General features: G+C 35.6%; 43 protein-coding genes. 35 read left to right on the forward strand and 8 right to left on the reverse strand.

The features are described from left to right. Positions 1–34: 34 nt before the first annotated feature. The 12 genes from FGL31_RS25175 to FGL31_RS23350 all read left to right on the forward strand — a co-directional run bounded on the left by FGL31_RS25175 (position 35) and on the right by FGL31_RS23350 (position 8,088). Positions 35–316, forward strand: coding sequence for a hypothetical protein (locus FGL31_RS25175; RefSeq protein WP_232046525.1), 282 nt, complete (start codon positions 35–37; stop codon positions 314–316). Beyond that, positions 271–2,310 (forward strand): SusC/RagA family TonB-linked outer membrane protein, encoded by a 2,040-nt coding sequence (locus FGL31_RS25180; RefSeq protein WP_317131135.1) that lies wholly within the window; start codon positions 271–273, stop codon positions 2,308–2,310. The genes FGL31_RS25175 and FGL31_RS25180 overlap by 46 nt, the downstream gene beginning before the upstream one ends. 3 nt (positions 2,311–2,313) lie before the next feature. Next, positions 2,314–2,763: a hypothetical protein gene (locus FGL31_RS25185; protein ID WP_232046527.1), complete on the forward strand. Its 450-nt coding sequence runs from the start codon at positions 2,314–2,316 to the stop codon at positions 2,761–2,763. Continuing rightward, on the forward strand, positions 2,705–3,424 hold the full coding sequence (locus tag FGL31_RS25190) for a RagB/SusD family nutrient uptake outer membrane protein (protein ID WP_232046529.1): 720 nt from the start codon (positions 2,705–2,707) through the stop codon (positions 3,422–3,424). Before FGL31_RS25185 ends, FGL31_RS25190 begins: the two co-directional genes overlap by 59 nt. Before the next feature lie 37 nt (positions 3,425–3,461). Beyond that, entirely contained in the window at positions 3,462–4,115 is a 654-nt protein-coding gene (locus tag FGL31_RS25195; protein WP_512745611.1) for a RagB/SusD family nutrient uptake outer membrane protein, read from the forward strand. A gap of 121 nt (positions 4,116–4,236) precedes the next feature. Beyond that, positions 4,237–4,467 (forward strand): WGR domain-containing protein, encoded by a 231-nt coding sequence (locus FGL31_RS09405; protein WP_138090868.1) that lies wholly within the window; start codon positions 4,237–4,239, stop codon positions 4,465–4,467. 28 nt (positions 4,468–4,495) lie between these two features. Next, positions 4,496–6,628 carry a DUF6493 family protein gene (locus FGL31_RS09410; protein ID WP_138090871.1) on the forward strand — a complete coding sequence of 711 codons (2,133 nt, stop codon included), beginning with the start codon at positions 4,496–4,498 and terminating at the stop codon, positions 6,626–6,628. After that, positions 6,579–7,079, forward strand: coding sequence for a DUF7825 domain-containing protein (locus FGL31_RS27710; RefSeq protein WP_138090875.1), 501 nt, complete (start codon positions 6,579–6,581; stop codon positions 7,077–7,079). Before FGL31_RS09410 ends, FGL31_RS27710 begins: the two co-directional genes overlap by 50 nt. Position 7,080: 1 nt before the next feature. Beyond that, positions 7,081–7,233, forward strand: coding sequence for a DUF7825 domain-containing protein (locus tag FGL31_RS27715; protein WP_171017597.1), 153 nt, complete (start codon positions 7,081–7,083; stop codon positions 7,231–7,233). Further along, entirely contained in the window at positions 7,217–7,408 is a 192-nt protein-coding gene (locus FGL31_RS27720) for a DUF7825 domain-containing protein (RefSeq protein ID WP_138090878.1), read from the forward strand. The genes FGL31_RS27715 and FGL31_RS27720 overlap by 17 nt, the downstream gene beginning before the upstream one ends. A gap of 2 nt (positions 7,409–7,410) precedes the next feature. After that, positions 7,411–7,659, forward strand: coding sequence for a hypothetical protein (locus FGL31_RS23345; RefSeq protein WP_197734160.1), 249 nt, complete (start codon positions 7,411–7,413; stop codon positions 7,657–7,659). 177 nt (positions 7,660–7,836) lie between these two features. Continuing rightward, positions 7,837–8,088 (forward strand): hypothetical protein, encoded by a 252-nt coding sequence (locus FGL31_RS23350; RefSeq protein WP_197734161.1) that lies wholly within the window; start codon positions 7,837–7,839, stop codon positions 8,086–8,088. Between the two features lie 24 nt (positions 8,089–8,112). Here the strand turns inward: FGL31_RS23350 and FGL31_RS23355 are convergent, their stop codons facing one another. After that, a complete protein-coding gene (locus tag FGL31_RS23355) occupies positions 8,113–8,439 on the reverse strand; it encodes a hypothetical protein (RefSeq protein WP_197734162.1) in 327 nt (108 codons plus the stop codon). 62 nt (positions 8,440–8,501) lie between these two features. Between FGL31_RS23355 and FGL31_RS23360 the strand changes: the two genes are divergently transcribed. Next, positions 8,502–8,768: an SWIM zinc finger family protein gene (locus tag FGL31_RS23360; protein ID WP_197734163.1), complete on the forward strand. Its 267-nt coding sequence runs from the start codon at positions 8,502–8,504 to the stop codon at positions 8,766–8,768. Here FGL31_RS23360 and FGL31_RS25200 read toward each other — a convergent pair. From FGL31_RS25200 to FGL31_RS09440, 4 genes are all read right to left on the reverse strand, one after another. Further along, positions 8,751–8,864 (reverse strand): amino acid permease C-terminal domain-containing protein, encoded by a 114-nt coding sequence (locus tag FGL31_RS25200; RefSeq protein WP_317130988.1) that lies wholly within the window; start codon positions 8,862–8,864, stop codon positions 8,751–8,753. The genes FGL31_RS23360 and FGL31_RS25200 overlap by 18 nt on opposite strands. A 252-nt stretch (positions 8,865–9,116) precedes the next feature. After that, positions 9,117–9,644 carry an APC family permease gene (locus FGL31_RS27725; protein WP_317131136.1) on the reverse strand — a complete coding sequence of 176 codons (528 nt, stop codon included), beginning with the start codon at positions 9,642–9,644 and terminating at the stop codon, positions 9,117–9,119. Continuing rightward, positions 9,634–10,323: an amino acid permease gene (locus FGL31_RS27730; RefSeq protein WP_262709075.1), complete on the reverse strand. Its 690-nt coding sequence runs from the start codon at positions 10,321–10,323 to the stop codon at positions 9,634–9,636. The genes FGL31_RS27725 and FGL31_RS27730 overlap by 11 nt, the downstream gene beginning before the upstream one ends. A 243-nt stretch (positions 10,324–10,566) precedes the next feature. Continuing rightward, entirely contained in the window at positions 10,567–11,505 is a 939-nt protein-coding gene (locus FGL31_RS09440) for a Dyp-type peroxidase (RefSeq protein WP_138090884.1), read from the reverse strand. Between the two features lie 466 nt (positions 11,506–11,971). Here FGL31_RS09440 and FGL31_RS27735 point away from each other — a divergent pair, with 466 nt between their 5' ends. From FGL31_RS27735 to FGL31_RS09500, 14 genes are all read left to right on the forward strand, one after another. After that, the gene (locus FGL31_RS27735) at positions 11,972–12,094 is read left to right on the forward strand and encodes a hypothetical protein (RefSeq protein WP_262709076.1); all 123 of its coding nucleotides are present in this window, start codon (positions 11,972–11,974) and stop codon (positions 12,092–12,094) included. A gap of 58 nt (positions 12,095–12,152) precedes the next feature. Next, positions 12,153–12,437: a carboxypeptidase-like regulatory domain-containing protein gene (locus FGL31_RS09445; protein WP_171017598.1), complete on the forward strand. Its 285-nt coding sequence runs from the start codon at positions 12,153–12,155 to the stop codon at positions 12,435–12,437. A gap of 19 nt (positions 12,438–12,456) precedes the next feature. After that, positions 12,457–12,999 (forward strand): TonB-dependent receptor plug domain-containing protein, encoded by a 543-nt coding sequence (locus FGL31_RS09450; protein ID WP_138090890.1) that lies wholly within the window; start codon positions 12,457–12,459, stop codon positions 12,997–12,999. Then, a complete protein-coding gene (locus tag FGL31_RS09455) occupies positions 12,983–13,180 on the forward strand; it encodes a hypothetical protein (protein ID WP_138090893.1) in 198 nt (65 codons plus the stop codon). The genes FGL31_RS09450 and FGL31_RS09455 overlap by 17 nt, the downstream gene beginning before the upstream one ends. A 287-nt stretch (positions 13,181–13,467) precedes the next feature. Then, positions 13,468–13,689, forward strand: coding sequence for a hypothetical protein (locus FGL31_RS09460; RefSeq protein WP_138090896.1), 222 nt, complete (start codon positions 13,468–13,470; stop codon positions 13,687–13,689). A gap of 351 nt (positions 13,690–14,040) precedes the next feature. After that, positions 14,041–15,117 (forward strand): SusC/RagA family TonB-linked outer membrane protein, encoded by a 1,077-nt coding sequence (locus FGL31_RS09465; protein ID WP_138090899.1) that lies wholly within the window; start codon positions 14,041–14,043, stop codon positions 15,115–15,117. 52 nt (positions 15,118–15,169) lie between these two features. After that, complete coding sequence (locus FGL31_RS09470; protein WP_138090902.1) at positions 15,170–15,472, forward strand: hypothetical protein; 303 nt, start codon at positions 15,170–15,172, stop codon at positions 15,470–15,472. A gap of 44 nt (positions 15,473–15,516) precedes the next feature. Further along, positions 15,517–15,720, forward strand: a complete 204-nt coding sequence (locus tag FGL31_RS09475; RefSeq protein WP_138090905.1) for a RagB/SusD family nutrient uptake outer membrane protein — start codon at positions 15,517–15,519, stop codon at positions 15,718–15,720. After that, positions 15,680–16,138, forward strand: a complete 459-nt coding sequence (locus tag FGL31_RS22610) for a RagB/SusD family nutrient uptake outer membrane protein (RefSeq protein WP_171017600.1) — start codon at positions 15,680–15,682, stop codon at positions 16,136–16,138. Before FGL31_RS09475 ends, FGL31_RS22610 begins: the two co-directional genes overlap by 41 nt. Continuing rightward, entirely contained in the window at positions 16,080–16,565 is a 486-nt protein-coding gene (locus FGL31_RS27740; RefSeq protein ID WP_171017601.1) for a RagB/SusD family nutrient uptake outer membrane protein, read from the forward strand. The genes FGL31_RS22610 and FGL31_RS27740 overlap by 59 nt, the downstream gene beginning before the upstream one ends. After that, the gene (locus FGL31_RS27745; protein ID WP_171017602.1) at positions 16,546–16,989 is read left to right on the forward strand and encodes a RagB/SusD family nutrient uptake outer membrane protein; all 444 of its coding nucleotides are present in this window, start codon (positions 16,546–16,548) and stop codon (positions 16,987–16,989) included. The genes FGL31_RS27740 and FGL31_RS27745 overlap by 20 nt, the downstream gene beginning before the upstream one ends. A gap of 13 nt (positions 16,990–17,002) precedes the next feature. Continuing rightward, positions 17,003–17,413, forward strand: coding sequence for a hypothetical protein (locus FGL31_RS09490; RefSeq protein ID WP_138090914.1), 411 nt, complete (start codon positions 17,003–17,005; stop codon positions 17,411–17,413). A gap of 17 nt (positions 17,414–17,430) precedes the next feature. Further along, positions 17,431–17,703, forward strand: a complete 273-nt coding sequence (locus tag FGL31_RS09495; protein ID WP_138090917.1) for a discoidin/SUN/FTP domain-containing protein — start codon at positions 17,431–17,433, stop codon at positions 17,701–17,703. Between the two features lie 27 nt (positions 17,704–17,730). Continuing rightward, complete coding sequence (locus FGL31_RS09500) at positions 17,731–17,973, forward strand: discoidin domain-containing protein (protein ID WP_262709237.1); 243 nt, start codon at positions 17,731–17,733, stop codon at positions 17,971–17,973. A 248-nt stretch (positions 17,974–18,221) separates the two neighbouring features. Here the strand turns inward: FGL31_RS09500 and FGL31_RS23365 are convergent, their stop codons facing one another. The 3 genes from FGL31_RS23365 to FGL31_RS23375 all read right to left on the reverse strand — a co-directional run bounded on the left by FGL31_RS23365 (position 18,222) and on the right by FGL31_RS23375 (position 19,379). Beyond that, positions 18,222–18,368, reverse strand: a complete 147-nt coding sequence (locus tag FGL31_RS23365) for a hypothetical protein (protein ID WP_197734164.1) — start codon at positions 18,366–18,368, stop codon at positions 18,222–18,224. 271 nt (positions 18,369–18,639) lie between these two features. Then, on the reverse strand, positions 18,640–18,912 hold the full coding sequence (locus FGL31_RS23370; RefSeq protein ID WP_197734165.1) for a hypothetical protein: 273 nt from the start codon (positions 18,910–18,912) through the stop codon (positions 18,640–18,642). Beyond that, positions 18,909–19,379 carry a hypothetical protein gene (locus FGL31_RS23375; protein ID WP_197734166.1) on the reverse strand — a complete coding sequence of 157 codons (471 nt, stop codon included), beginning with the start codon at positions 19,377–19,379 and terminating at the stop codon, positions 18,909–18,911. The genes FGL31_RS23370 and FGL31_RS23375 overlap by 4 nt, the downstream gene beginning before the upstream one ends. Before the next feature lie 531 nt (positions 19,380–19,910). On the opposite strand from FGL31_RS23375, the gene FGL31_RS27750 reads away from it, so the two are divergent. The 8 genes from FGL31_RS27750 (at position 19,911) to FGL31_RS09535 (ending at position 23,484) form a co-directional block, all read left to right on the forward strand. Then, positions 19,911–20,096, forward strand: coding sequence for a DUF808 family protein (locus FGL31_RS27750; protein WP_262709077.1), 186 nt, complete (start codon positions 19,911–19,913; stop codon positions 20,094–20,096). Next, positions 20,032–20,220, forward strand: a complete 189-nt coding sequence (locus tag FGL31_RS27755; protein ID WP_262709078.1) for a DUF808 family protein — start codon at positions 20,032–20,034, stop codon at positions 20,218–20,220. The genes FGL31_RS27750 and FGL31_RS27755 overlap by 65 nt, the downstream gene beginning before the upstream one ends. Continuing rightward, positions 20,186–20,785, forward strand: coding sequence for a DUF808 family protein (locus tag FGL31_RS09510; RefSeq protein ID WP_262709079.1), 600 nt, complete (start codon positions 20,186–20,188; stop codon positions 20,783–20,785). The genes FGL31_RS27755 and FGL31_RS09510 overlap by 35 nt, the downstream gene beginning before the upstream one ends. Positions 20,786–20,866: 81 nt before the next feature. Further along, on the forward strand, positions 20,867–21,385 hold the full coding sequence (locus FGL31_RS09515; protein WP_138090922.1) for a hypothetical protein: 519 nt from the start codon (positions 20,867–20,869) through the stop codon (positions 21,383–21,385). 117 nt (positions 21,386–21,502) lie between these two features. Continuing rightward, entirely contained in the window at positions 21,503–21,928 is a 426-nt protein-coding gene (locus tag FGL31_RS09520; protein WP_138090925.1) for a hypothetical protein, read from the forward strand. A 139-nt stretch (positions 21,929–22,067) separates the two neighbouring features. Then, positions 22,068–22,820 carry a sulfite exporter TauE/SafE family protein gene (locus FGL31_RS09525; RefSeq protein ID WP_099371274.1) on the forward strand — a complete coding sequence of 251 codons (753 nt, stop codon included), beginning with the start codon at positions 22,068–22,070 and terminating at the stop codon, positions 22,818–22,820. A 2-nt stretch (positions 22,821–22,822) separates the two neighbouring features. Then, positions 22,823–23,065, forward strand: a complete 243-nt coding sequence (locus FGL31_RS09530) for a MoaD/ThiS family protein (protein WP_138090928.1) — start codon at positions 22,823–22,825, stop codon at positions 23,063–23,065. 2 nt (positions 23,066–23,067) lie between these two features. Then, on the forward strand, positions 23,068–23,484 hold the full coding sequence (locus FGL31_RS09535) for a molybdenum cofactor biosynthesis protein MoaE (RefSeq protein WP_138090931.1): 417 nt from the start codon (positions 23,068–23,070) through the stop codon (positions 23,482–23,484). The last annotated feature ends 13 nt before the right edge of the window (positions 23,485–23,497 follow it).

Here is a 23,497-nt window from a genome sequence, read left to right on the forward strand (position 1 = left end):
AGTTATCCAAAATAGAAATGGAAAAGATCAATATGTGTATTATGCAAATACAGATTGGTGGAACGAATTTTATCGTGATAAGATGAATTCAATGGAGCATGCCTTGACCTTCTCCGGTGGTTCAGAAAAAATGGACTATTATATTTCTGGTAGGATGTATCAAAAAAGGAGGATTGATGAAATCCAACAAGACAAATTTGAAGGGTACAATTTAAGAGCTAGACTTAATGGTCAAGTAACTGATTGGTTGAAAGTCAGCAATAATTCGCAATCAATTATCAAAATTATACATTTCCTGGATGGAATAGTGGTGTAGATGCAAATAATAACTTTATATCTACAACTGTTCATGCTTTACCTTCTTATGTCCCCAAAAACCCTGATGGTACAGCCACCTATAGGACGGAATTGAATAATTATAATATAGGAGACGGCATTATGGCAGATTTACTATATGGTAAATCAAAAGGTGGAGAGAAAGAATATGAATTTATCAATTTATTTGAAGCTGTTGCTCAAATAATGCCAGGCTTGACAATCACCGGAAATTATACATTTACTTATAATCCAATTGATAAATTCCAGAGAAGGGTTCAAGCTCCTTGGTCAATTTACCCTGGAGAGATTAGTTATTTAGGGAATGATCAATTGGTAGAGAACCTTGAGCACTATAGAAAGCATTCGTTAAATATCTTTGCGAATTTTAATAAAAGATTTGGTGATCATAATATCGGAGCTACTGCTGGATATAACCAAGAATTAAGTTTATGGCGTAATGTTGGAGGTACGCAAACTAACCTTTTATCGGAGGATCTTAATGATTTCAATTTAGGTACTGGTGTACCTTTATTAAGAGGAGGTGAGGAATCTTGGGCATTGCAGGGATTTTTCGGTAGGATCAATTATGATTTCAAAGGGCGATATCTATTGGAAGTAAATGGACGTTATGATGGTACTTCCAAATTCCCGAGTGGTCAACGATATGGTTTTTTCCCTTCATTTTCTGCAGGATGGAGAATTATGGAAGAGCCATTTTTAGAGTCGGCCAAACAATTTGTTAATGAAGCTAAATTAAGGGTTTCCTATGGCTCTTTGGGTAATGCTCAAGAAGCATCACCTTATGGTTATATTCCATTGTTAGGAGCTGGAAATGCAGCATATATTATGAACGGTGGTCGGGTGCAATACTTAAGTTCTCCTTCACCTATCTCTCAAGACTTAACCTGGGAAAGAACAAGTACACTGAATTTTGGAGCTGATTTTGAATTTGCACAAAACAGATTAACCGCCTCATTCGATTATTTCATCCGTGAGACATTAGATATGTTGATTCCAGGAAAAACTCTTCCGGCAGTTTTTGGAGCTTCATCACCGAAAACGAACGCGGGCGATTTAAGAAATGTGGGATGGGAGTTATCAATGGCTTGGAGAGACCAGTTTGAGTTATCTGATAAGCCCTTTGGATATAGTTTTGGTTTAGGATTGTCTGATTCAAAAGCTGAGATTACGAGATTCGACAACCAAGAATATCTATTGAACAATTATTATGTAGGTCAAACATTGGGTGATATTTGGGGATATCGAATCGATGGTTTATTTCAATCCAATGAAGAGGCTGCTAATTGGGGAGTGAATCAAGACCGTGTTGATGCCCGTCGCTTGTCAGCTCCTGGTGACTGGTCAAAACTGCAAGCTGGAGATATTAGATTTGTTGATCTCAACGGCGATAAAGCAATTAATGAAGGGAAAAACACTTTGTTTGATCCTGGAGATCAGGTTATTATCGGAAATAGCAGAGCAAGATATACCTTTGGAGTTAATCTAGGAGCCAACTGGCAAGGTTTTGATGTGTCGGCATTTTTCCAAGGAATTGGTAAGCAAAATTGGTGGCCAGGTTCAAATGCAGATAAGTTCTGGGGACCATATTCTAGACCATACTACTCATTTGTGCCTCAAGATTTTGAAGAAGATGTATGGACCCCTGAAAATCCAGATGCTTACTTCCCGTTATTAAGAGGATATATCGCATTAGACGGTAACAGTTCATTAAATGTTAAATCAGATCGTTATCTACAGGATCTAGCTTATATAAGGTTGAAGAACTTGACCATTGGTTATTCACTTCCTATATCAGTGATGAGCAAATTAAAATTGAGCAATGCACGGATTTACCTTTCTGGTGAAAATCTATGGACAGCAACTAAACTTCGTTCGAAATATATCGATCCGGAGCAAGCTGCCCAAGAATCAAATGGTAGGGCATATCCATACTCTAGAACTTTTTCATTCGGACTTGACTTTACATTCTAAATCATGAAAAATACATTCATTTTATATATACTTATGGCCGTTTTAATAAGTGGCTGTAATAAGGATTATTTGGACAGGCAGCCTGGAGCAAATATCTCACCTGACGTTTCATTTAAGAGCGTGAAGGACTTGGAATTATTCACAAATTCGTTTTATAATGCAGCATTACCTTCTGCAGAAGGAGTTTATAATGAGGCGATTGATAATATTGTAAAAAACACTTTGCAGGATGAGTTGACAGGTAAGCGAATTGTACCGGTATCGGGAGGTGGATGGTCATGGTCTGATCTACGAAATATAAATTTTTTCCTTGAAAACTGTTATAATAATTTGTCTTTTCAAGAAGCAGCTCCATATGCCGGTATAGCTAAATTTTTCAGAGCATACTTTTATTATGAAAAAGTTAGAAGATTTGGAGACGTACCATTGGTATGGCAAAGTATTAAGCCCTGATGACTCTGTAGCATTGAAAAAAGCACGAGATCCTAGGGTTCTCATTGTTGATTCAATTATGGCTGATCTAGATTTTGCTATTGCAAATATGTCAGATGCAAAATCTGACGAGAAAGTCACTAAATGGACTGCATTAGCATTAAAATCAAGGGTAGCTTTATTTGAAGGTACGTTCAGAAAGTATCATAAGGATCTAAACCTCCCAAATGCAAATAAATATTTTGAATTAGCTGCATCAGCATCGAAAGAGCTGATAGAGTCAGGTCAATACAGTCTATTTACAGGAGCCGGCGCAGATTCTTACGGTAGACTATTCAACTCAGTCAACAGTATCTCACAGGAAGTTATTCTTTCGAGAAAATTCTCTGATGCACTTCAGATTTGGCATAACGTAAATTATTATACCATAACTGCATCTTATGGAAAACCTGGTTTAGAAAAAAGTTTGGTTAATTCTTATCTCATGAAAGACGGTAGTCGTTTTACAGATAAGCCGAATTACGATAAAATGGTGTTTTTGGACGAAATTAAGGACAGGGATCCAAGACTTAAACAAACAATCAGAACACCTGGTTACACCAGAATTGGAGGTGCTGCTCCAATTGCTCCAAACTTTGGACATTCAGTAACTGGTTATCAATTGATCAAGTTTTGTGGGTGACGTCAAGTATGATAATTATAATCGGTCAGAAAATGATATGCCAGTATTTAGATATGCTGAAATATTGTTGAATTATGCAGAAGCTAAGGCTGAGTTAGGAACTTTAACGCAAACTGATTTAGATCAAACTATTAATTTGTTACGCGAAAGAGTTGAAATGCCAGCTATGCAATTAGCTACTGCTAATGCCAACCCAGACCCTTATATTGCTAAGGATTATCCTTTGGTTACAGGTTCAATGAAAGGGGCAATTCTAGAGGTACGCAGAGAACGTAGAATAGAATTGGTTATGGAATCATTTCGTTGGGATGATATCCTGAGATGGAAAAGTGGGCAATTGTTGACACGTCAATTTAAAGGAATGTATTTCCCAAGCATTGGCAAATTTGACCTTGATGGAGATAATAAGGAAGATTTGTGGATATATGAAGGAACAAAACCAAACGCCTCCGGTATTCAACTTTTAAAACTTGGTTCTGAAATTCTTTTGGAAAATGGGAATAGTGGTAATGTGATTATTAATTCGCATATCAAAAAAGTTTTTGATGAGAAACGGGATTACTTTTACCCTCTTCCTATTCAAGAGTTACAACTAAATAAAAATCTTAATCAAAATCCAGGCTTGGTAATTTTTGTAGGATTTTTTGGAAAGGGCTGTTCATTCGGACAGCCCTTTTTTTTGATTGTATGACTCATATTTCTATCGGAATTTTATAATTCGACCATATAACTTTTGATTTTTTCTTATTTAACTTCTAAGGATTAAATTCAATATTCTTTAATTTTAGGTATGTATTATTAAACGGAAAGTTATGTTTACACACCTTGAATATATTGACGGTAGTTCAGATAAGTTTTGGGAAATCAGTACGAATGGTAAAAGTCATACAGTCTCCTATGGTAAAAACGGAACCTCTGGTCAAAGTAAAACAAAGGAGTTTGATTCAGAGGAGGAATGTGAAAAGGATGCCAAGAAATTAATCAATGAGAAAATAAAGAAAGGTTATTCCGAGGATGGAACATCTGGTTCAAAAAGAATCTGATAGTAGAATTTCGAAATCTGGGAAGGCTATGTCCAAGAAGGAAGAAGAAGCGGAGGTTTCCAGAAGAGTTAAAGAACTGATCTATTCTCAGAAACGAGAGTTGGTCATTCCGTTTTTAAAAGAGTTTTCAGATGACCATGAACTATTAATCCGTAAAGAAGTTAAGGTTGCTGCAAAATATTGGTTACCAATTATAGATTTGAGCAATGATCCTGAATATGGTTCCGATAATCCATATGCACAGTATGGCAGGAGAGGAAATAAAAACCATCAAATGATCATTAACTTATTATCATTAGCAACTTTCAATCTTACTGAAGCTACAAGAGCGCCCGACCTTTGGATGTTATTCAATGAACGTGATTTGGATTTTGATAATTTCAAGCCATTGATTTGGGAGATAATTCAGCTGAAAAAACCTAATTGGTTATTGGAATATTTCAGGAATGAAATACGGATACATCAACCCATTGGCTTAGGATATTGGAGTCTCAGAGAAATGGAAGACTTAGGTTACATCAGGTATGATGCCGAAATCATTACTCATAGTCTACCTGATTATAGTTATACCAAGGACAAGTCGGAAAAAAACTCGCTAATAAAAAAATTTATAGATGATAAAATTGCAATAGAAAGAGATTTAATTGGAGTGTTTGAATACGAAACTCCTCTTCACACGAATTATTATATTCTTGACTCCCAAACAGCACCTAAAGTAGAATATTTCTGGCTTGAAATGTTTAAGGAGCTCAAAGCTCATAATAAGATCGATATCGATCAAATTCTCGACTTAGCATTAGAAACTCAGACTAAGAATTGGAATAATAATTTAAAAGCATTGTTCAGGACCATTATCGATGATATGGATTTGAAAACTGACCAAATTCTTAAGCATCAAGAATCATTCTTTCCCTTATTGCATTCAGAAAATTCCACGCCTATAAATTATGCAATTAAATATTTGAAAGTTATCATTCATGAAAAGGATTTTAAGCTAGAGGAATTTCTGAATTGGGTAGAGCCGGTTTTTATGCGTAATGATCTGAAGACAGGGATCAAGACCCTCATTTCACAGTTTGAAAAATTGTTGAAAACAGATACTAAATTAAAAGGTAGGATTATTCATTTAGTTTCAGATATTTTTATGATACAGGATTTGCAGTTGCAGGAAAAAGCGGCAAAATTTATCTTGAAATATGGTGACTTAAATGATGATGAACTCTCGAATAAGCTAGAGCTGTATAGCTCTTCAATGCTAGGGACAATTTCTAAAGAATTGAAGGGATTTCTTCCTGAAAAATCTGAGGAAATAAATATTAGTTTAGATGATGGAACAGAAGTGACAGAAACTGGATATGAATATTCTCCGATGTATCCGGACTTTCTTACAGATCCAATTGAAATGCCTGAAAATTGGAATGATGTGCTTTTTCATATTGGCAAGGTGCTTAAATCTGATGATCCGCTGGAAATGGAAATCCTGTATAGCGCCTGGCTACAGCATATGGATTCATTTCCGGATGATCATAAAAAGCAAATCGCACCTTATGTCAAGCAGGCTAATGCGAGATATGTAGAAACATATTGTGTAAATAATTTTAGGATTTTCCTTTCTTTTTTAGAATCTCAGGTTCAAGTATATAACAAGTTTATCACTGAAACCAAGTATTTTCTAGCGAAAAGTAATTATGCAGATATCACTGGTAAATTAAGCATGATCACCCAAAGTTATATTTTAGGTGCTGTCGGCTTACCGCTGTTATCTTTACCTACCCACTATCCTCATTGGATAGATCCACAAGTTTTGGTTGAAAGAATATTGAAATATGAAAAGCAAAAGGCAACGATTTACCAAACAGATTTGGCTATAGCACTAAATAGAGTAGTTCCTGAGAATCTGGAAGGAATTGAGGAAAAAATCGAATTAATTAGTAGCAAATTCTATAGGGACCTGCTAAAATATGCTATTGGCTTAACGGATAACAAAGAATTAAAAAACAAACCATGGCTTGAAAAGGATACAACTGCTGACAAAAATTTTGAGCTCTATCATCTTTCTCTTTGGGCAAATATTGCACGTTCGAGATTTCCAGATGCTGAGTTTAAAGAGTTTGAAAATCGCTCCATTTCAAAAAATTCCATTTTTTACAAAACCATTTAGGCCAGAATTTAAATTGGAACCCAAAATTGAAAAAATATATAACTACTACACTCAAAGCACAGTACCTCAACAGATTGGAACTGATATAAAAGCCAAATTTCCATCTGAACAGCCTAATTCTGATAATTTTATCTATGGATTAGACGTATTTCAGACCAAACAAAATAATGTATATTGGACTTCATTTATAGATGCAAGCGATATAAAATTCATCCATTCTATTATGCCATTAAATACTGAACCTTTAGAATTGGTTCTCTTGATTAATGTGAATGGAGTGTCTAATTGGAATAATTCTGCCACTGCTAAATTCACTGAGAGAATGCTTAGCCCTCACTATAGGATGAGTTATAATTCTGCGATTTTCATTGCGACATGTATGTACGATAAATCTAAACCGGGTAGGGCAATGATGGTGGAACTTTTTATCCAGGCGATTTTAGAAAAATAGAATGCCAGTTAAGGAAATCGGGGAATGGTTGGGTTTCCTGATCAGCAATAATTATGGCCCTCTCAATAGAGTAACTGATATATTTGGACAGGTGAAAGATGTGAGTTCTAAGCATAATCAAGCACTGATCCAGCTATTTGACCACTTTAATTAATAAGGTCGATTTTGCTGATAAAATGCCAAATGGATTTAAAAAAATCTTGGAAATACTTTTTGACCTTCAGCAAAAAGAAGGTTACCATTTAAATTCAACTGAAATAGAAGCACTTTCAAAGTTGAATAGTATAAAATCTTTACAGCCTATTATCAATAAAATTTTAAAACCATAATTATGTCTGATGTAGATGTTTTATATAAGAGCAGTTCACAGTTAACTCAAAAGTCAGGAATTCAGCAGTTGGTACTTTCCCATGGTTCAGAATTAGAAGAAATTTCGAACATTCCATGTTTTTTTTGGGGTAGCATTACGGATTCATTATTAACGGCAAAATGCCTTATGACTATTTCAAAAGTTGTTAGAGCAAATTATGGACCTGTTGATTTAACGATGTTTGATCCTATAGTTTTCTGCAGGTACTGAACAGCTTCGTTTCGAGGGATTTTCATCGTGCAATGGAGTATATGCTAGATTGGACTTGTTGGAAGACGCTATTGATGGAGAATTTATTGCTAGTGGCACCCACGAATGTCGATTTTAATGAGCCCATGTTGCATGCCTTAAATTCAATAAAAAAAAGGTGAAAAAATGGTAATGGGAGTGGGAAGTAAGGAAGTTTCGGTGAGCACAGCAAAATCAAAGGTTGTCGAGCGTAAAGTCAGTTTGCCGACACGCTGGATCAAAGGTTTGACTTCGGTACAGCTTTTCCTAGCAGGAATGGAGGAAAGGTTTAGGTTAAATAAAATTCAAATCATTCCACTTTTTCAGTCTATTCCTAAAACTGCTGTGAAATCAAACTTTTATCTAAGTAAAAGGGCGAATAAATTTGTGTTTTCACCAAATCCAAACTAAAGATTCAGTTTTTATAGGTGGGATTCATCGTTTACGGTTATTGGAAGGTCTTTTGCCATAATTGTGATCATTTGGTTGTATATCAAGAAAAAGATGCTGAAACTGTTTGTTTTGTAATGGATTTTGGAAAGATGCGACTAAGTCTTGCTTTATCACCGTCTGCATATCGAGGTTTTTTCTGGTGAAGGCAATGTTTTGGAGAATATGATACAAACTGTTCCTGATGAATGGGTCCAAGCTGTCAATTCTTTGCTCAAATCGAATGAAATGGTTTGATCCAACGTTGCTGTCGATTGAACATGATGTCAATTTTGATACAATGGATGCGCTTACAGCATCTCTTTCATCCATAGGGACTGTTGGGATATGATTTGAATGAAAGTCAGCATTATTACAGAAGATTACCTTTTAAAATGTCTAGGATATTGGCCTTGAACCCGAGATTGAAAAATGCACGAAAGTTAGTATCTGATGAATCAGTGGAATTTAAGGTGAATACCCCGCTATATATCGAAGCAAAAGTCAAAGGAACGGATGTTGAACATACTGTAATTATCAATGGTGATCAATTCAGATGTACTTGTAATTGGTTTACCAATCACCAAGGACAAAGAGGGTTATGTAAACATATCCTTGCTGTTAAAATGCTTACGAAAAGATGGTTAACTTTCAGATGCTGAGTTGTTTAGTTTAGAGTGTTTATATCCGTAGAAGAAGTAAACTATCAAACCTATTCCCAACCAAATTAGGAATATTACCCAGTTGCTTGTTGCCAAGTTCAGTCATTAAATAAAGGTTGATCAAAATCCCAATTACTGGAAGTAAAGAGAAATTATATTTAAAGCCCATAAACAGATAATACTAACCATACGAGCCAAAAGATTATGATGAGGGATTTATGTTCAACGATGTACATGAAATCAAGGTTTTTCCATTCTAATAGGGCTTCCTGATTAAACTTCCAGATCAATATCCAAGCAGTTAATAGGGCCATTCCGATCAGATATTTCCCATTGATATATGGAACTCTAAATTTTGACTGTTTTCGACAATCCTGAATAATCCATATAAAGTACACCTGCACATACTAAGATAAAGGCAAAGAATGTTCCCACGGAGGTCAGATCTACGAAGAAGTCCATTTTAAAGAACATGGATGGAATTGCTACCACAAAGCCAGTTACAATGGTAGCAAAGGAGGGTGTTTTATATTTAGGATGAATAGTTGAGAATTTCTTCCACAGAAGACCATCGCGGCTCATGGTCATCCAAATCCTTGGTTGCGCCAATTGATAAACCAATAGGGCACTTGTGATAGCAATCACTGAGGTAACCGAAATAATACCCGCTAAATAATCAACTCCAATATATTTGAAAACAAATGCCAAAGGGTCTTTTACATTTAATTCAGTATAATTGACCATTCCTGTCAAAACGAGTGTGATGGCTACATAAAGTATTGTACAGATCAGTAAAGTAATGATCATCGCACGCGGTAAATCTCGTTGCGGGTTTTTGCATTCTTCAGCAGTAGTTGAAATGGAGTCAAATCCAATAAAAGCAAAGAAAAACTGCTGCTACCGAACCCATAACTCCTGTTAAACCGTTTGGAGCAAATGGCACCCAATTTTCAGGATTTACAAAAAATGCACCACCCACGATAATGGCAAGAATTACTCCGATTTTTACCAAGACCATGATATTGCTGGCGCGCCTTGATTCTTTGATGCCTCTGTAAACCAACCATGTTATTAATGCGATTATTATACCTGAGGGGAGATCAAAAATGATAGGTATATCACCGATTCTTGGGGCTGTTTCATAAGCTCTAAGACCAAGGTTGTCTGCGATGGTCATTGCTTCAGGTCCTTGTTGGGTGAGTTTCTGTTGGGCTTCAATTGCATGTTGTGGAGCCATTGATAGCCAGGCAGGTATATGGATTCCAAATCCTTCAAGCATCGTAACAAAATACTGAGACCATGAAATGGAAACCACTATATTGGATACAGCGTACTCCAGCACAAGAGCCCAGCCAATAATCCAAGCGAAAAGCTCTCCAAAAGCAACATACGCATACGTATATGCACTTCCTGAAACAGGGATGGTACTGGCGAATTGGGCATAGGATAATTGCAGTGAAAACACATGCAAAGGCAACAAATACAAATAATAGAGAAATTGCAGGACCACCTTCATAACTTGCAAGTCCGATCGTGCTGAAAATTCCCGCTCCAACTATGGCTGCAATTCCCAAGGATACCAAGTCTCGAACGCCAAGGACTTTGTTTAAACTTTCGGATTCACCTTTCTCCTTGATGATCAGATCTAGACTCTTCCTTTTGAAAAGCTTATTTCTCATTTGTTTGCCTATTGATTTAATGCTCGCAAAAATAGATAAAAAATAAAACCCTAGGTTGATTTTTATCCGAATTGTCAAGCTAGGGTTTTGGATTTTTCTTTAAAGGATCTATTTTCCTGTTATGTTGCAGAATAATTGTCCAACATTTCTTGTGTCGGCACAAAGAATAAAGTTCCTGTTTCAGGAGTGCTAAAATCCAAGATACGGTCATAATTTCCTATTGGATTTCCTAGGTACATATTCTCCAACATTTTGTGTGTTGTTGAGAACTTGTTTGCATAAGAAATGAAATAAGTGCCAAATTCTCCTTTAGAAGGATTTGAAAATGGCAGGTTGTCCCTTACGATTTTGAGGTCGTTTCCATCTGCATCAGTAATGCTTGTTAAAGCACTGTGGGAATTCTTAGGCTTAACCTCATCAGTCATTTCAATATCTGATTGTTTATATCTTCCAAATACTTTTTCCTGTTCGGATGTAGGTATGCTTTCCCAAGCTTTTAGATTGTGTGAATATTTCTGGACAAACAGATAACTACCGCCTTTATATTGAGGATCTTCGTCTCCAACCATTGCAAATTGTGCCCTTTCATCACCAATAGGATTTTCGGTACCATCCACAAAACCCAGAATAGATCGTCCATCCCAATATCTAAATCCATGCACTTCAACTAAGTTGTCAGCTACCGGGTTGATAATATCATAGATATCTTTTGCCATTTCATAACAAACGCCAGCATTGATTGCTCTCAAATGAAAATGGATGTCTCCTTCAGTCGATATAGCGGTGTATTTTCCACCAACGATTGGTTCGAAAGTTTTTAATTCTTTCGGTAGTGGGGTAGGCATTCCTAATTTTATCCATGCATCGTGCGCAATTCCCATAATACAACTGGTCCTTCCATCTGGAAGTCTCACGACGAAAGAATGATTTAAATTAGAAACCAAGGCACATAGCCTTTCAAAGACAGGTTTAAAATCTGATCCTTCTTTAAATTTCCAAACAGAAAAAATAGTGTTGTTATTTGGATAGTCCGTAACGTTTTGAGATCTATGAGCCATTTCCGAGATAGTGTTTTATAAATAGTTGTATCTAAAATAATGAAAATGAATTGTGATTTCCACAATAAATACAATTCAGAATAAATCTTGTTTAGAAAGAAAGTATCTGAATTACCTTTATAATGTCCCACATAAAATCCCATCATATTTTTCAAAAGACACTTAAAATTATTTGTCTCAAAAGAACTTATATTGCTAATTTTATTCAAATGAGTCAATTGACAAAATACGTATAAATAGAGGGATAATTTACTTAAAATTTTAATTATTGAAATTTTTTAGCTAAATGGTCTTTGCAATACTAATATCGGCGTTTAAACGAAGTTAAGAGTGATTCTTCATGTATGCTAATTTTTCGTGTGGGATAAAAAAAGTGAAAATTGCGCCAATCGGATTGATACTTTTATTTGCAAAACATAGTGGTTATTATTACGAAAATAATCAAGTCTAACCACTAAAAATTACGATGAAAAAACAAATTACCAATTACGACCTTACGGGGTATTTCTTTGCGTACACCGCACAGTTGGAAAAGGAGTTCAATCGTAGCATTTATTACTCTGCCAATTGTATCCGATCGGAGAAGTAAATGCTAGTAATTCTAAGATTCCAAAATTAGTTCAATTTCAAATTATCAACAGGATCATTTGATCACTGGAACAATCCAAGATGAACAGGGTAACAATTTGCAAGGAGTTACCATTTCAGTGAAAGATCAATCTAAAAGAGCCACGACTACGGATGTAAACGGGAGGTTTGTGCTTGAAATTCCAAACAATGCTACTCTTGTAATTTCACTAGTAGGTTTTGTAACGCAAGAAGTGCCTACTACAGGAGATCAAAAGGAAATTTCAGTTGTTTTAGTCGAAGACCTCTCAGGAATTGACGAAGTAGTTGTTGTAGGATTCGGTACTCAGAAAAAAGAGGAGTAACGTTGGATCGCAAGCTACTATAAAGAGAGCAGAATTAAAGGTTCCCGTAGCAAATTTATCCACTGCGATAGCGGGTAGGTTAGCGGGTGTGGTTGCTACACAACGTAGTGGTGGACCTGGAAGCACAGGGGCAAATTTATTTGTTCGGGGAGTTTCTACTTTTGCTAGTTCACCTCAAACTCCATTGTTGATTGTAGATGGTGTACCTGACCGAGATATAAACAACATTGATCCAGAAGATATCGAATCATTCACTATTTTGAAGGATGCAACAGCTACAGCAGTCTATGGTACACGTGGGGCAAACGGTGTAATCATCATTAACACCAGAAAAGGTAAAGCTGGAAAACCTTCCATCTCTGCTGAAATACAACAAGGTATTACAGGATTCACTTATCTTCCAAAGTTTGTAGATGGTCCAACTTTCATGGAACTATTCAATGAAGGACAAGTGTTGAGAGGAAAAGAAGCAGCTTATTCAACAGATATCATTGAAAAACATAGAAGTGGAGTTGACCCTGATCTTTATCCAAATGTTAACTGGTATGGAAGAATTATTTAAAGATAATGCCACAAATAGCCGTGCAAACCTCAATATTACTGGTGGTGCAGATATCGCTCAATACTACATATCATTAGGATATTATAACGAGACTGGACAGTTTAAAACAGAAGATATTGAAAGTTATAATTCTTCGTTGAAATATGATCGATTCAATTTTACGAGTAATTTGGACCGTTAATATTTCTCCAAGAACAAAGTTAGATTTCGGCTTGAATGGTTTCTTGTCAAATTTTAATGAACCAGCAAGAGGGAGAGATCAAATCTTTGCATTAGCAACTCAATATTCACCACATATTACTCCCATCCAATATTCAAATGGATTATGGCCATTCGTTAAGGGTACAACTGAAAACCCTTATAAAGCAATGACTCAATCGGGAATTAATAACAAATATAATAATGTAGTCCGTTCTAATTTACGTTTAACACAAGATTTAGATTTTATTACTGAGGGGTTGAAAGTGAATGGGACTATTTGCATTCGATGTTACTCTGGACAACATCTTAAAAAGAAGCAGAAATCTTCCATCTTATTTTGCAGAGGGCAGAAATGAAGATGGAGAATTGATTATGACATTAACAGATCCAGGTTCTCCGGATCTATCTTATGAGTTGCAACGTTTTTCTACTAGAAGAATGTATTTGGAAACTTCTCTGAATTATAATAGAACTTTTTGGTGCACATGATGTAAGTGGGTTGCTATTATTCAATCAGTCAGATTTTGCTGACGGAGCAGAGAGAGTTCAGTCTTACCAAGCAGCAATTCCTTATAGACAAAGAAATTTAGTTGGTCGTGCTACTTACGCCTATGATAGAAAAATATTTGTTTGAATCAAATTTTTCTTATTCAGGATCAGACAATTTTACACCAGATAATCGATATGGATTGTTTGCATCAGTTGGAGCTGGATGGGTCGTGTCAAATGAAAGTTTCTTTGAACCTATTAAATCTGTGATTCCACACTTTAAATTGAGATATTCTTTATGGTAGTTCAGGGAATGCAAGTTTAAATAACCCAGATTTACGATTTTTATATTTGACACAGTACCAACAAGAAGAAGATGGATATACTTATAGTTTTGGCATCCCAGGATCTCAGCGTACCTATAGAGGTTACTACGAAAAGCTACTAAGAGGAGAGGTGACATGGGAAACCTCCTATCGCCATAATATTGGTATAGAATTAAATTTCTTCAACAACGATCTACAGTTAATAGCCGAGTTATTTAAGGAGGACAGAAAAGGTATTCTGATGCGTGGGTTGGATATTCCTTACATTTCTGGTTATAACTCTAACAATGTGCCTTTTTTAAACATTGGAGAAACCGCTAATAAGGGTATTGATCTGACTTTGGAATATAACAAACAAATGGTCAATGGATTCTTTATGGCAAGAGGGACAATGAATTACAATTCAAATAGAGCAGTTCGTGACAATTTACCACCTTGGGCATATCCTTATTTAGATCGTGAGGGCCACCGAATTTCTCAACGATTTGGTTATATAGCTGAAGGATTGTTTAAATCTGATGATCAAATTGCCAATTCACCCACTCAGTCTGGAGATGTAAGGGTAGGTGATATTCAATATAAGGATCTAAATGGTGATGGAATTATTAATTCTATGGATCAAACAGCGATTGGGTATGGTGACACCCCTTTGTTAACTTATGGACTTACCCTAGGGGGAGGATACAAAGGATTTGAATTGAGTTTGTTTTTCCAAGGTGTAGGTATGGTTGACATGAACTATGCTTCAGGATATGCAGTCACTCCTTTCTCACAAGGAGCTACATATGGTAATATGTATGAATATGTATTGGATAGGTGGGATCCTGAAAACCCAGATAAGGAAACCTTATATCCTAGGTTATCCACAAATGAAACAATTACTACCAATTATTACCAAAGTACTTGGTGGATTAAGCGAGCTGATTTCTTAAGGTTGAAACAAGCCGAGCTTGGCTACAATTTTCAAGATAAACCTTTCTTAGACAGACTCAGCATTAATAATTTGAGATTATATGTAAATGGAACGAATCTATTTACGGTATCGCCATGGAAATTCTGGGATCCAGAACTTGGTGATGGAAGAGGAACAGTAATATCCTAATACAAGAGTATTCAACTTAGGACTAAGAATTAACTTTAAATAATAGACTAAAATGAAATTTCGATATAATAAATTAAAGTTTTTAGCATTATTTGCAGGAATGAGTTTATTTACTCAAAGCTGTAATGATGATTTTTTTGATGCACAACCTGATAATTTGCTGAACATTGAGAGTATTTTCTCAAATCGTAGTCAAACTGAAAACTACTGGGGATCTTTATATAATGAGATTCCAGACATTTGGAATCAACCCTATTCTTTTTATTATTCAGCAATAACGGATGAAATTGATGCTTCAAATTGGGTTGATGGTACATTGAATAATTTCAATTCAGGGGGCTATTTCTTCAGATAATGTACCTACACCATATGTTAGAATTTATAGAAAAATCAGACAGTGTGGGATATTCATTAATAATGTGGATAAAATGTCAGGAATTAAGAGATGCTGAAAATGGTGAAACCTTAATTAAACAATATAAAGCGGAGGCAAAGTATTTACGTGCATATTATTATTGGTTGATGATGAAATCATTTGGACCAGTAGTTATTTTACCTGTCAATGAAGAGGAAGCTGCTGGCGATAATTATCAAAATACCTAGAAGTAGCTGGGACGAGTGTGTAGCTTTTATCATCAAAGAAATGGACGAAGCTGCTGCCGATATGCCTGATGAACATACTGATACTCAACTTGGTCGGATTGGTAAAATAGTTGTTGAAGCGGTAAAATCAGAGATAACCTTATTTACAGCCAGTCCACTTTACAATGGGAATTCAGACTTAGCTAATTGGAGAAACCCTGACGGTAAACAACTAATTAGTTCAACATTCGATGCTTCCAAATGGCAAAAAGCAGCGACAGCTGCAAAATCAGCAATAGATTTTGCGGAGAAAAATGGAAAATCACTTTTTGTTAAAAATGGAAAAGATGATTTTGAAACTGCATTCTTATCAACTCGTAATGTTTATTGGGAAGGATATCAAACGGAAGGAGTTTGGATCAGACCATCCACCAAATAGATACCAGTGGGAAACTCATGCTGCCCCAAGAGCGGTAACCGGAACACCATATAACGGATTGGCGTTGGTTCAAGAATTAGTTGATGACTTCAGGATGGCTAATGGCCAATCAATTCATCAAAGTTCTTCTTACAATGAAAATACATATGTTCAAGAAAGTACACCTTATTATGTTGAAGGAACGAATAACATGTATGTTAATAGAGAACCTAGATTCTATTCATCAGTAACTTTTAATGGATCTATTATTCCTGGCGCAGCAAAAGCTGGGATGACAAGAGTAGAATTTTACCCATCAGGTAATTCTGGAAGAAATGGTGCTCCTCGTGATTGGCCAAAAACAGGATATACAGCTAGAAAAAACATTCACCCTACCTATAGCTTAAATCCTTCAGTGGCAGTTAACCGTGCTGCAATGTTTAATTAGACTTTCTGAACTTTACCTAAACTACGCTGAAGCTCTAAATGAATATCAGCCAAACCATCCAGATATTACGACTTATTTGAATAAAGTCAGAAATAGAGCTGGTTTACCTAACATTGCAACTGGACTTTCCCAAGCCAGAATGCGTGAAGAAATTCGTTTAGAGAGAAGAATAGAGCTTGCATTTGAAGGCAAAAGATATTTCGATGTAAGAAGGTGGAAAGTAGCAGATTCAGAAGGTTATAAACAAGGAGGAAACTATTATGGAATGGATATGACTAAAGGGTCTTCATTAAGCGATCCAAACTTCCATAAAAGAGTAGTTGCAGTAAGACGTGCGGAGTGGAATGATAGATTCTATTTTATGCCTTGGCACCAAATGGAAATCGATAGAAACAAACAATTAGTTCAAGTACCTGGCTATTAAAATTGTTTAAAACATGAAATTTATAAAAAAATCAACTATAGTATTGGCGTTAAGTGCATTCGCATTTATAAGTTGTCAAAAAGAAGAAGCCTCATATGAGGAGTTGACAGATACAAAAGACGGGGTATTTTTGAGTGTTCAAAAAGCAGTAAATGGTTATCAAGATTTGCAATTATTTCCCCAAATTGCAGAAAGAAAGACTTGTTTAGCGTTAATTATGGAGGTTTGGGATTACCATCCTCAGATATACAAGTTGTTTTCGAAGAAGACAAGGCGGCTATGGATAGTGTCAATTTGGCTCGGAAAAATAGAGGTGAAGAAGAATATTTGTCTTTTCCTGCGGGCAGTTATTGCCATTGATAAAAATTCAGCTACCATTAAATCAGGGCAGCTATCATCTGAATTTTTGACTTTTGACTTATAATCCTGAGAAATTTGATCTTGAGAAGAAATATCTTTTTGGCCTTAAAAGCCTCTAATTCTCAAGGATTCCAATTCAAAAACAATGGTTCCACTATCTTTTATGTTGCCGAAGTAGTCGAAAAATCACATTTAAAATCTGAGTGGACAGCCACAGCATCGTCTATTCAAGAATCTGGAGAAGGTGAAGGAAATGGTATAGCCAGAGCATTAATAGATGGAAATACTTCGACATTTTGGCACTCGATGTGGTCACCAAGTAGTCCGCCATTTCCCTCATTGGATTCAGATTGATTTTAAGAACGAAATATATGTACTCAAATTGGACTTACAAGAAGACAAAATAATTCTAATGGATTCAAAACTTTTGATATCGAAGGATCGAAAGATGGAAAAACATGGGTTACACTTCTTAAAGATCAAGAAATGGATAGAGAGGAACTGGAAAGTCAGATATTTCCAATCCAACCGCAATATCTAAAGCAAATTAAAATTACCATGAAAGATAATTTCAATAATCAAGCTTCAACCCATTTAGCGGAAATAGATGTTTTTGGATATTAAGAAAGAAGTAACAAGTTATCATATTTTTAAAAAGTAAAAATTTATAAGGCCGCTTTTTAGCGGCCTTACTTATTAGTAGTTTATTACTTTATCTAAATCTTTTTCCATCCATTGTAACCTCCTCGTTGAGGTATCTTTCCAGGCTATCATCCATCTCTTTCATCCAAGGAGTATGATGCGGTTCGGCACTGGTTCCGTCCATGACGGATTTATAAACTTGGTCACGATAATTGAGAATATTAATTTCTTTATCGTTTCAACCAGCATTTGAACATATCCGCTACTTTGTCCAAATTGAAAGTAGGGTAGTCTGTATAGCTTACCAAATCTTTTATATAATCTGTTTGGAAATCTACGTGATCAGGTCCAGTTACTGTCTTTGCTTCGTAATCCATCCATTTTTGGATATCAGCGTCTCTCAGTGATTTTATTGGATGTTTTTATTCTGCCTAACATATAGTCTCTTGCATACCAAGCTTGAGGTAATCAAACATATTGAAAGTATAATATTGATCTTGCATACCAAGGAATATCAATCTTTCATTGTCATTAAAAATAACACCTTTATACAGATTATCTGGGTAGAGGCAATTCTTGGTCTTCAGTCTCAATTCGTCAGGTAGGAATGGAAATTTATGTTGATAACCGGTACATAGGATAACTGCGTCATACTCTTCGGTTGTTCCATCTTTTAAAAAATGCGGTATTTCCTTCGAAATGAGTAACCAAAGGTTTCTCTTTAATGCCGTTTGGCCATTTTGTTCCGATAGGATTGGTTCTGTACGAAATCGTTACTGATTTACTACCATGTTTAAAACATTGCACGGCAATATCTTCAGCTGAGTAACTGCTTCCAATCAGTAATAATTTTTGGTCTACAAACTGATCAGCGCCGCGGAAGTCATGCGCATGCATTACGGCTCCCGGGGAAGTTATCAATCCCTTTGAAATAGGGCATATTTGGTGTTGAGAAATGTCCGGTTCCTACTACTAGGGTAATCAAAAAATTCTTCGAAAGTTTCATTTTTTTGAAGGTCATCGAATACTACCCTGAATTGTTCTTTATCTTCCAAATAATCTACCCAACGGGCTACCGTATTGAATTTAATAAAGTCTCGGGCATTACTTTTCTTGATTCGGCCTTGGATATAGTCAAACAATACCTCACGTGGGGGATACGAAGAAATTGGTTGTCCAAAATGTTCAGAGAACGTGTAATCTGCAAATTCTAGACACTCTTTTGGTCCATTGGACCATAGATATTTGTACATACTTCCATGCAAGGGTTCGCCATATTTTCCTACGCCTGTCCTCCAAGTATAGTTCCACATACCGCCCCAATTATCTTGTTTTTCATAACATTTAATTTCTGGGATGGGATTACCTTTTTTTCTGCTCTGATTCAAATGCTCTTAACATTGCCAAACCGCTAGGGCCAGCACCAATAATTCCAACTTTAAAATCTGTCATATATTATATTTTAATTTATTAATCCTTAAATCAATATTTCAAATAGCCATAAAAAATGCTGATTGTTCCAACAAGGCTTTGAGATTCCCATCAATGGGAAAAATAGAATGCGTTAAAAAATTAATGCCTAGAGGCAAGAATAGTTAATCGCGAAATAATAGGTGAATGTGGTGCAAAGATAACAAAAATAACATTAATTAAAAAATTTAATAAAGATATAGTATGTGTTAATCAATGGTTTTGTGCTGAAATTATTGATTAAATTTAGTCATTGCTAAAGTTTTCTATTTTGATAACCTTTTGGAATATTTAAACAATATCCTACAAATGAGAGTTTTAATTGGTATGTGAATTGCTTGACTGAGCATGTTTTATTTGTCAAGTGAACAAATATTATCATTTTGGATAGAACATATCTTGAAAATGACCAAATTCTAATTATTTTAGTGAACTATTAAACAAAATATATGGCATCAGGAATATTCGCGGTTTTGGATGATATCGCCGCTCTAATGGACGACGTTGCAGTAGCCAGTAAGATTGCTACTCGAAAAACTGCAGGTATCTTAGGTGATGATTTAGCTGTAAATGCAGAAAAAGCAACAGGCTTTTCTTGCTTCTCGGGAACTCCCTGTATTATGGGCTATCACTAAAGGGTCATTTGTCAACAAGCTTATCATTGTCCCAATTGCATTATTGTTGAATGCCTTTCTTCCCATGTTAATAAAATATATTTTGATTCTTGGGGGGAGCCTATCTGGCTTACGAGGGGGCTGAAAAAGTAATTCACTATTTATTTCACAGGAAAAAAGAAGGACATGAAGTTATAGAGGAACAGGCTTTGGAGGGTGAGGAAGCTGAAAAGGTAAAAATTAGATCAGCAATTACGACTGATTTTATTCTTTCTGTGGAAATCGTGATTATTGCTCTTGGTACTGTACTTGAGGAAACTTTAGCACTTCAAATTTTAACGGTTTCAGTAGTTGCCATTTTAGCAACGGTTGGAGTTTATGGCATTGTTGCTTTAATCGTTAGGATGGACGATGCTGGTCATTCATTGATAAAACGTTCAGGAGACAAAGGTTTCGCTTCTACAATAGGGCATTTATTGGTTAAATCTTTGCCAATTGTTATTAAAGCTTTGGGTATAATCGGAACTATTGCATTATTGTTGGTTGCAGGAGGTATTTTTGTGCACAATATTGATTATTTGCATCATTTGTTGCCGAATATACCATCGATTGTAAAAGAATTTGCAATTGGGCTTATTGCTGGGATGTTAGTTTTAGGGATAGTTCTTTTAGTGAAAAAGGTTTTTGGATTGGGAAAGGATAAACACTAATAATTTGTAATACGATCAAAAATTTAGCAAATTGTGCCAAATGAATTTGCGAGAGTACTTAATGATTTTTAAATGATACTTATGAGTAAAATAAAAAATACGCTTTATATTTTGGTTTTAGCAATTGGTATTTCATCTTGTACAAAGGATGATGTTGAAGTTGTAAGAAATCCATTGGATACGACAGAACTCATTGGAAAATGGGCAAAAATTGAAAGAAATATCACTGCTGAGACGGTTGTTGATGAAACAACAAATTTAGATAGTATTAAATTATTGGAGTTTACTGCTGAAAATAGTTTAACGGTTACACGAGGAATTTTTTGTAATCTCAGTTCTGTTCATAATGACCCTAAAAGTGGCTCATTTGAATATTATTCTACCAGCACAAATGTTAACGGTACCATGGACAGGATTAAATTTGAGCACTGTGGCAATGGGATGCCCGTAACTTTGCAGGGTGATATTCTCACATTGGGATTTGGCGGAGATGCTTCTGAACGTTACAAGCGAGTTTCCGTAACACCACCAGTTGATCCTGAAGTACCAGAAGAACCTGAGAACCCTGAAGAGCCAACGGATCCTGGCACTGGAGGTTAATTATATAGAAGAAATTATTAGAGCCTGATTCATTGGAGTCAGGCTTTTATTATTATTGTAGCTTTTTCACAATGCTACTCGTTTAAGTAAATTATAACCTTTTAAAAAGCAAATCCTATGAAACAGATTCTAAATTCCGTAATCATCCTTGTGTTGTCAGTCTTTATTATTTCATGTGATAAAGATGAAGATAATGAAAAAGTCATGCTTGATAATAAAGATTTAATTGGTTATTGGGTACTTAATTTTAAGGATGACTCGAATGAGCAGAAGGCCAAAATAATGCACTTTACGGAGGATGGAAAAGTGACAATAGAAAATGGGGAACTCTGTTCGAATAATAATAAATTAGGAAATACTGAATCTTCCTCATACGAATATTACACCTATCGCGGTTCTCCATCTGAACTGATGCCTGTAAATCTCAAATTTGCTAGTTGTGGCAAGGAATACTCCGTTGGTGTGAAAGATTTAAAATTATTCTTGAAACGACCAGGTCTTGAAGAAGAGGTTTTTGAAAAATCAGAATTTACAACAGATTAATTTTCTATTCTCTATATATTTATAAGTTTGGGCCTCAATTTAAATTGGGGCTTTTTTATAGAATAAGACTTAGAAACTTCCTTGCTTATGCCTTAACTATTCCTTACCTTACTCTACATAATCATTTACCTCTGCATATATGATCTGGGAAATCATGTTCTTCTTTCTAGTAATTTCATTTGTTTATTCTTCAGTAGGATTTGGTGGAGGTTCCAGTTATTTAGCCTTATTGGCCGTCTATGGTTTACCTTTCCAAGAATTACGGTTAATTGCTCTACTATGTAATGTTATTGTGGTTACAGGAGGAGTTGTTGTTTATGTAAGAAATAAGCAGTTGAATTGGGAAAAAACAATACCCTTAGTTTTGGTAAGCGTTCCTATGGCTTTCTTAGGGGCGATTCTCAAAATCAGTCAATCAACCTTTTTTGTTATTTTAGGGATAAGCTTGATTGTTGCTTCTGTACTTTTATGGATTGAGAAGACGAGAAAGAATAATTTCAAAAACTCTGAGCATCAATCGATTTTAAAAGATGCTGGTATTGGCGCTGGCATTGGTTTTCTATCTGGATTAGTAGGAATAGGAGGTGGTATTTTTCTTTCACCGATTCTGAACTTGATGCGTTGGGATTCTGCAAAGAAAATTGCAGCCACTGCGAGTTTGTTTATTTTGTTGAACTCTATTTCTGGGATATTGGGACAAGTGAAAACCATAAATTCTGATATAGACTATCAAAGATTGATATTACTATGTTTGGCAGTTTTTATTGGGGGGCAAATAGGTTCGAGAGTCTCCATAAAATGGAGTCCAGTTATTATAAAGAGGATCACTGCTGTATTGGTCTTTATAGCAGGAGTAAATGTATTGATTAAATATGTACCACAATTATTTTAAGTATGAGAATTAAGCTATTGGCATTTGGTATAGTGAAGGAAATTTTTTCTTCTTCAGAACTTGAGCTAGAAGTTGTGGATGGGATTAAACTTGAAGAATTAAAATCTAGAATTGAGCAACTTTATCCAGAATTGGCTAGGTTGAAGTCATATTTTATTGCTATAAATGAAGAATATGGGCAATGCGATCAAGTGATAGAGAGTGATGATGAAATAGCGGTTATTCCGCCTGTTAGTGGAGGTTAAATATGATTGATATCAAGATTTCAAATTTTCATTTAGATCCGGAACTATGTTTGGATATTCAAGCAGATGATAGCTGTGGAGGGACAGTAAGTTTTGTTGGAACCGTTCGAAATGAGACAAAAGGGAAAAAGGTGCTTCGATTAGAGTTCGAATGCTATGAATCTATGGCGGTTAAAGAGATGAAAAAAATTGCTGAGCATTGTGTGAATAATTTAGGAGTAAAGCATGCTGTGCTCCATCATCGGGTTGGGATACTAAGTCCAGGGGAGGCTGCCGTTGTTATTGTTGTTTCATCTCCTCATAGAGACGCTGCATTCAAAGCTTGTGAATATGCCATAAATACATTGAAAGAAACTGTTCCGATTTGGAAAAAAGAAGTCTTTGAGGATGGCGAACAATGGGTTTCAGCTCATCCTTAGTTATTTAAGGCGA

This window comes from Sphingobacterium daejeonense, assembly GCF_901472535.1.
GTDB classification, from domain to species: domain Bacteria; phylum Bacteroidota; class Bacteroidia; order Sphingobacteriales; family Sphingobacteriaceae; genus Sphingobacterium; species Sphingobacterium daejeonense.